Here is a 6,700-nt window from a genome sequence, read left to right as displayed (position 1 = left end):
TGAGAATGCAGCACACAACGTCGCGGCAGGACAGGGCGGGATCCCCCGCCCCCGGCGAACAGCCGGTGCCGGAGGGGTGACGGCGGCCACCGGCCGTTCGAGCGCCCGTGAACCTCAACCCACCCGGGTTGGAATCCCCCTCCTTTAAGAGGGGGAGGATGTCAACAAAGTGCCCAGCAGACCGGCGTTGGTGACGGGTAGCGGCGGTCGCAGGGCGTCTGGCATCCGGGGTTGCAGGATCGAGCGGCCGTCCGGGTCCCGGTGTGCGTACCAGCCTGCGATCTGGTACCAGATCTGTGTGTTCTCCGCCCGGCTGCCCAGCCCGACCCCGCTCAGGGTCATGTCGAAGACCGCTCCGTCCTCGATGGCGGCCAGCCGCTCCCGCACCTCCTCCGGAGAGTTGTGCACCGGCTCCCCGGTCCCGTCGAACGCCCCGCGCACGCCGCCGTCGACGAGTACTTGAGCGGAGAGATCCCGATACCCCGGACTGCCGTCGAAGTCCCAGGCGGCATAGGCCATCGCCGTGGTGGCGCCCCAGGAGTGGCCACCGAGCACGACGCGGCGCCGTCCGCCGCGGGCCGCAGCCCGGAGGACGGTGCGCAGGTCCGCCAGGGTGCGGGCCAGGCCCCAACGTGCCGCGAAGGCCGCGGTGTCGGGGTCCAGCGCGTGGTAGTGGCCGTCCAGGTAGTACGCGGCCGGGTCCGCGGTGGCGAATCCGGCACGGTCGGCCAGGTTTTCCTCGCGTCGGTCGAAAGCTCAAATCTGCACTCCGGGCAGGCCGGCGACGAGGTCCCGGGCGAGCCGGCGGAAGTCGTTCGCGGCCCCGAACATGCCCGGAACCAGCACCAGTACGGTGCGTGCCGTGTCAGGGCCGACCTTGAGCACGTGGACCCGGTCCGTCCCGACCGGGCCGCCCCGGCGCCGACCTCCAGCGGGACGTACGGCTCTTGGCACCCTGCGGCTGCGATGGCTGGGCGGGCCGGCGAGGCCGCCCGGGCGAGCCCGCCGACGATGCCGCCCAGCACCGCCCTGCGGGGCAGACCTCTCATCATGAGGCGCACCCGCCCACCCGCTTGCCGCCCAACGCCACGTCGTCCATATGGAGGTCGTACGACGGGGGAGTGGGGTCGGACTGGTACAACTGCCACCCCAGCTTGAGCTTGTCGAAATGCGGGAAGAGGAAGTCGGCCATGGTACCGCCGTGTTCTTTCGTGGATACCGTCAACTCGGGCCTCTCCGCGCCGTCCAGGTAGACGGTGACGCGGTTGTCGGCCGCGTCGAGGTGGAACTCCACGCACTGCCAGGTGCCGGCGGTGGCGGGCGCCGAGGTCTTCCAGGCGGTCCAGTCCCCGGTGGGGCCCAGGTCGGAGCCGACGCCCCAGAAGTTGGCCTGCGAGGTGGGCACGTACTGGCCGCCCAACGGGCGTACCAGTGTGGGGACATCGGAGCCGGAGGCTTCCGCGATGGTCCAGTGAGCCCAGTCGGGAGCGGTGGGGAAGTGGTCGATGCGCAGTCGCAGCCGGGCCCAGAAGCTGTTGCCGGCGGGCGCGAGGTCGGGCAGAACGAGGAAGGCGCGGCCGTTGCGTTGCGTATGGAGTCGCAGTTCGCGTCCGTGGCCCGTGGCGCTGGGTTCGACGGTCAGTGAACTGTTGGAGGTGTCGGCGATCCAGCCGCGGCCCGCGGTGACGGGGCCGAGGGGAAGGCGGTCGAAGCTCTCCCTGAAGAAGGTCGTATGCGTAGTCGGGGTGGCGGAGGCGGTGGGGGGCGTCGCGAGCAGCGCGGCCGATGCGGCTAACAGCGCAGCAGCGATCTTCCTCGTGCGTGTCATGAGCACAGTTTGCAAGACCGCGCGGGCGCCTGACGATCGATCAGCCGTGACCTTGCCCCTTGTGATCCGCCGCGGCCAACAGGCGTCCGGGCATCCGGAGCGGGACCTGGGCCGGGCCGGTCCTGCAGCGTCCGGTTCGCGACCAACATGCCTGTGGTGTCGGCGGTTCGGAGCAGGCGCAACGGCCCCGCGCCGCACCGGAGATACTACGCGGAATCGCCGCTCATATCGGCGGTCACGGAGGCCGTGGGAACGCCGGCCGAAGTATCGGGGGGCGAGATGCCCAGCCTCTGGCCCCTGGTGCTGGGCGGCGCACGGGGCTCGGTGCGGGACTGACCCGAGCGTGGACGCGCCGTGCGGATCCAGCCACCGCTCCCACACCCCGGCCACTGCCCTGACGCGGTGTTTTACAGTGGCTTCCATCAGTTCCGGCGACAGCACCTGTGAGGTATACGCGAACATGCCGACTGAAACGTTTGAGTTTCAGGTAGAGGCCCGTCAGCTCCTGCAGCTGATGATCCACTCGGTCTACTCGAACAAGGATGTCTTCTTGCGGGAGCTCGTCTCCAACGCCTCCGACGCGCTGGACAAGCTGCGCCTCGAGAAGCTGTGGGACGACTCGCTCGACGCCGACGTGTCCGATCTGCACATCGAGATCGACGTCGACAAGGACGCCCGCACCCTCACCGTACGGGACAACGGTATCGGGATGTCGTACGACGAGGTCGGGCGGCTCATCGGCACGATCGCCAACTCAGGCACCGCGAAGTTCCTCCAGGAGCTGCAGGAGGCCAAGGACGCGGCCGGGGCGGAGGGGCTCATCGGCCAGTTCGGCGTCGGGTTCTACTCCGGCTTCATGGTGGCTGACGAGGTCACCCTGGTGACCCGGCGCGCCGGCGAGACCCAGGGCACCCGCTGGACATCGCGCGGCGAAGGCACGTACAGGCTGGAGACGGTCGACGACGCACCGCAGGGCACCTCGGTCACGCTCCATCTCAAGCCGGCCGACCCGGACAACCAGCTCCACGACTACACCTCCCCGGGGAAGATCAGAGAGATCATCAAGCGGTACTCGGACTTCATCACCTGGCCCATCCGGATGATGCCCGAGGGTTCGGCCACAGCCGACAAGAGCGACGAGGCAGCAGAACCCGCAACGCTCAACTCCATGAAGGCGCTGTGGGCGCGACCGCGCGACGAGGTGTCCGACGACGAGTATCACGAGCTGTACAAGCACATCGGCCACGACTGGCGGGACCCGCTGGAGACGATCCGGCTCCAGGCGGAGGGCACCTTCGAATACCAGGCCCTGCTGTTCCTCCCCGCTCACGCCCCCCACGACCTGTTCACGCGGGACTTCAAACGCGGCGTGCAGCTGTACGTCAAGCGCGTGTTCATCATGGACGACTGCGAAGCTCTGCTGCCGCCGTACCTCCGCTTCGTCAAGGGCGTCGTCGACGCGGCGGACCTCTCGCTCAACGTGTCCCGTGAGATCCTCCAGCAAGACCGCCACATCGAGATGATGCGGCGCCGGCTGACGAAGAAGGTCCTTTCCACGGTCAAGGAATTGATGACCAGGGACCAGCAGCGCTACGCCACGTTCTGGCAGGAGTTCGGCACAGTCCTGAAGGAGGGACTGGTCACCGACTCGGAGAACCGCGACGCCATCCTCGCCGTCGCGTCGTTCGCGAGCACGCACCACGACATGGAGCCGGTCACGCTCAAGCAGTACGTGGAGCGGATGAAAGACGGGCAGGGCGACATTTACTACCTGACCGGCGAGTCCCGGCAGAGCATCGAGAACTCCCCGCACATGGAGGCGTTCCGGGACCGGGGCATCGAGGTGCTGCTGCTGACCGACCCTGTCGACGAGGTGTGGGCCGACGCCATCGGCGAGTACGAGGGCAAGAAACTGAAGTCCGTCGCCAAGGGTCAAATCGACCTCGCCGCCAAGGAGGAAGACACCCCCGACGGCGAGCGGGAGAAGCAGACCGAGGAGTACGCCGGGCTGCTCGGGTGGATGAAGGAGCAGTTGGACGAGGACATCAAGGAGGTGCGCCTGTCCTCCCGCCTCACCGTCTCCCCGGCCTGCGTCGTCTCCGACGCGCACGACCTGACCCCGGCCCTGGAGAACATGTACCGCGCGATGGGCCAGGAAGTGCCCCGCGCCAGGCGGATCCTGGAGCTCAACCCGGACCACCGGCTGGTGAAGGGCCTCAACCAGGCGTACAAGGAGCGCGAGGACCGCACGGAGCTCGTCGAGACCGCCGAGCTCCTGCACGGCCTGGCGGTGCTTGCCGAGGGCGGTCAGCCGAAGGAACCGGCCCGGTTCGTCAAGCTGATGGCGGACCGTCTGGAACGCGCGCTGTAACTCAGCTCCGCCAGGTGTCGGCGGCCTGCCCCGGGGGGAGACGGGCAGGCCGCCCACCGTCTCCTCGTGGGCCCTGGGGACTGTCACATTCCTGGTACGCCCCTTGTACTGCCGCCGTGCCTCCAGGCCTCACTCGAAGGCCCCCGAGGTCCGCCTGGAGAAGGACGGCCAAGTCCTGGTGCGCGGCGGCCGAGGCCAATCCGGCAGTGCGCGTCTGGACCCACCCCGACGTGGCCAAGGAGCTGGACGGTCTGGGGCGGGGCGCGTGGGGGGCTCGGCCTGACGCAGGTGGGCGACCGTCAGGTTTGGCTCCCGGGACTTGCATCGAGTACGTCGACATGCAGCTCATCGCCGAGGCATACGACCTGCTGCGCCAGGTCGCCGCCTACAGCCCGGCCGAGATCGCGGAATCTTCCCACCTGAAACGAGGGACGGCTCGGCTCCTACCTGATCGAGATCACCGCCGAGGTCCCGGCCCACACCGACGTGGTCACCGGACTGGCCGGAGGCGGCGCGGGCGAAGTTGCCTGGGCGATGGCGGTGGCCGGGGACCCGAGTTCCAGCGCAGTCCGGACGGTCGAGAGGCCTGTGCCCTTCTGATGGGCAGCATCGGCGACGATGCCCACGAACGGACGCCCCGAGCTGAGCTTTACCGAGGCCGCCCGCTTCGCCTCCCGGGTCGAATCGGCGCTGTACGCGTCGAAGGTCTTCGTCTACGACCAGGGCTGGAAGATGGTCCACCACGCGGTCGGCGAGTATGGCTGGAACATCGACCACGGCGCGGTCGCCAGGATCTGACGCGGCGGCTGCCTCATCCGCGCGCCTCCTTCCTCGACCGTATCCGCGCCGCCTGCACCGCGGCCCCGGACCTGGCCAGCCTGCTGAGCAACCCGCGGAGGGCCGGCACGGTCCATGGGGCTCATTGCTGGGGCGACGGTTAATGGCCCGCTGATGCCCAGTGCTTGTGGGCTCGCGCGGCGCTGCCCGGGATGATCTGGAACAGCCACTTCGGCACCACGCCGGCGAAAACGTAGGTCTTTCCGTCTTTGACGAGGACATGCTTGGGGTTGCCCAGCGGAGCTTTCTCTGCGGGGCCAACACTGAGGGCAAACGCGCATTTGCCGTCGAACTCGGCGGCGCTCTGGTCAGTCATGACGGCCTCCATTCTTCGGCAGCGAGAGCTCTCGTACACGGGGCAGACGGCTGGACATGCGCCGGAAGAATACGGACATCTCAGCCTCCGTGATTCGCAGGCGCAATCCTATCCCCGGACAGTGCACATCGTGTCGCCATCATGGGGGAACTCATGGTTTCGCGGATACGGTTCCAGGTGGTCTCGGTGCGGGTCCCGGCGACACGGATCAACTGTAGCGTCGGCCGGCACAACAGAACGTGGGCGCGGATGCGGACCTCATGGCGGTGGTAGACCGGGCGGGATCGAGCAGTCGCTTCATGTCCCTCCAGCCCCGCCCACCTGGAGAGAGAAGTTGCTTGCATTCCAGAGCGATGTCCTCGGCACTGTTTGCTCAGCGCTGGGTAATAGCGGTCTTGTTCCACCACCTCTCTCAGCCATCCGGCCCGGGCCATCAGCAGAGCCTCCATTCGGACCACCGGCTGGTCGTTTCCGGTGATTGACGGACGACTCGCGAGCGCAGTACACGTGGCAGGGGTACGGCGTCTGTGCAACAGATGCACGCGACGCGCGAGGAGATCAGCCGTGTACGCAGCCGTCAGACGGTACACCGGAGTGACCGATCCGGCCGAGGCAGGGCGTCGGGTGAACGAGGGGTTCGTGCCGCTCATCCGTCAGATCCCTGGTCTCCTGGCCTACTACTGGGTCGATGCCGGGAACGGAGTCATGCTCTCGACCAGCGTCTTCGAAAGCGAAGCGGGAGCCGATGAATCGATCAAGAAGGCGGCGGTCTTTGTGCGGGACAACCTCGCGTCGCTGCTCCCGAACCCTCCCCAGGTCATGTCCGGCCCGGTCGTGGCTTCCGCATAGCGAAGACGCTGGGGGCACCGAGCCGATGCGGCGCGCCCCGGGCGGCCCGGCTGCGTGGGTGTCCTCCGGCATCGTGGCCCCACCGCCCCTCGGGGTCCGGCCATGCTGACCGCAGCCGCCGCGGCGCTGAACTGCGTCCACGCGTTGTGCGCCTCCCGGTAGGCCGCTTGCCAATCTCCGGCAGTTTTCTGCACCGGCTTCGCCATCCCTGCCGAGTTCAGCGTGTTGAGTCGCGCGCACGGTCTTCTTGCAGAAGGAATTCGATTCTCTTTTCGAAGACGGCGGGTTGCGGTGTCGACTCACACTGCGATTGTCCTGACGGGGATTTGGGTAGTTGAGACAGGCGGCAGGGGGAAGCCAAAGCAAGGGGGGATGCAGTGTCCAGTGGTGCTTCCGGTGGCGGGGGGGGGTGCCCCTATGGGTTTCGTCAACCCGTGGGGGCGGGTTGGGGGTCGTAGAAGGTGCCGTCGCGGAGCATCGCGAAGAGCACGTCGGCTCG

At 67.9% G+C, this 6,700-nt stretch carries 8 protein-coding genes and 1 pseudogene; 3 read left to right on the top strand and 6 right to left on the bottom strand.

Annotated features, from left to right (window positions below; all coding sequences use genetic code 11):
* Nucleotides 1-144: 144 nt before the first annotated feature.
* From ABT186_RS47220 to ABT186_RS47210, 3 genes are all read right to left on the bottom strand, one after another.
* Nucleotides 145-603 (bottom strand): hypothetical protein, encoded by a 459-nt coding sequence (locus tag ABT186_RS47220; protein WP_351930598.1) that lies wholly within the window; start codon nucleotides 601-603, stop codon nucleotides 145-147.
* Between the two features lie 153 nt (nucleotides 604-756).
* Entirely contained in the window at nucleotides 757-885 is a 129-nt protein-coding gene (locus tag ABT186_RS47215; RefSeq protein ID WP_351930597.1) for a hypothetical protein, read from the bottom strand.
* A 163-nt stretch (nucleotides 886-1,048) separates the two neighbouring features.
* Entirely contained in the window at nucleotides 1,049-1,828 is a 780-nt protein-coding gene (locus ABT186_RS47210; RefSeq protein WP_351230832.1) for a hypothetical protein, read from the bottom strand.
* 460 nt (nucleotides 1,829-2,288) lie between these two features.
* Here ABT186_RS47210 and htpG point away from each other — a divergent pair, with 460 nt between their 5' ends.
* The gene (gene htpG, locus ABT186_RS47205) at nucleotides 2,289-4,199 is read left to right on the top strand and encodes a molecular chaperone HtpG (RefSeq protein WP_351930596.1); all 1,911 of its coding nucleotides are present in this window, start codon (nucleotides 2,289-2,291) and stop codon (nucleotides 4,197-4,199) included.
* Nucleotides 4,200-4,642: 443 nt separating this feature from the next.
* On the opposite strand, the gene ABT186_RS47200 is transcribed toward htpG, so the two are convergent.
* The gene (locus ABT186_RS47200) at nucleotides 4,643-4,825 is read right to left on the bottom strand and encodes a hypothetical protein (protein ID WP_351230835.1); all 183 of its coding nucleotides are present in this window, start codon (nucleotides 4,823-4,825) and stop codon (nucleotides 4,643-4,645) included.
* Between ABT186_RS47200 and ABT186_RS47195 the strand changes: the two genes are divergently transcribed.
* The gene (locus ABT186_RS47195; RefSeq protein WP_351230837.1) at nucleotides 4,818-4,997 is read left to right on the top strand and encodes a hypothetical protein; all 180 of its coding nucleotides are present in this window, start codon (nucleotides 4,818-4,820) and stop codon (nucleotides 4,995-4,997) included. The two genes, ABT186_RS47200 and ABT186_RS47195, sit on opposite strands and share 8 nt — an antisense overlap.
* Nucleotides 4,998-5,136: 139 nt before the next feature.
* Here ABT186_RS47195 and ABT186_RS47190 read toward each other — a convergent pair whose 3' ends face one another.
* Complete coding sequence (locus ABT186_RS47190; RefSeq protein WP_351930595.1) at nucleotides 5,137-5,352, bottom strand: hypothetical protein; 216 nt, start codon at nucleotides 5,350-5,352, stop codon at nucleotides 5,137-5,139.
* Between the two features lie 161 nt (nucleotides 5,353-5,513).
* Nucleotides 5,514-5,719, bottom strand: a pseudogene (locus ABT186_RS48245) (IS1634 family transposase); the annotation flags it as partial.
* Between the two features lie 197 nt (nucleotides 5,720-5,916).
* On the opposite strand from ABT186_RS48245, the gene ABT186_RS47185 reads away from it, so the two are divergent.
* Nucleotides 5,917-6,201, top strand: a complete 285-nt coding sequence (locus ABT186_RS47185) for a hypothetical protein (RefSeq protein ID WP_351230841.1) — start codon at nucleotides 5,917-5,919, stop codon at nucleotides 6,199-6,201.
* The last annotated feature ends 499 nt before the right edge of the window (nucleotides 6,202-6,700 follow it).

The organism is Streptomyces sp. NPDC001634 (assembly GCF_040298185.1).
Lineage (GTDB): Bacteria > Actinomycetota > Actinomycetes > Streptomycetales > Streptomycetaceae > Streptomyces.
Note: the sequence above shows the minus strand (reverse complement) of the source record. Positions and strands in the feature narration are given on the sequence as shown.

Bases quoted from the DNA above. Each gene is read 5' to 3' on its own strand.
- ABT186_RS47210 (WP_351230832.1), bottom strand. From the start codon at position 1,828: ATGACACGCACGAGGAAGATCGCTGCTGCGCTGTTAGCCGCATCGGCC.
- htpG (WP_351930596.1), top strand. From the start codon at position 2,289: ATGCCGACTGAAACGTTTGAGTTTCAGGTAGAGGCCCGTCAGCTCCTG.
- ABT186_RS47195 (WP_351230837.1), top strand. From the start codon at position 4,818: ATGCCCACGAACGGACGCCCCGAGCTGAGCTTTACCGAGGCCGCCCGC.
- ABT186_RS47190 (WP_351930595.1), bottom strand. From the start codon at position 5,352: ATGACTGACCAGAGCGCCGCCGAGTTCGACGGCAAATGCGCGTTTGCC.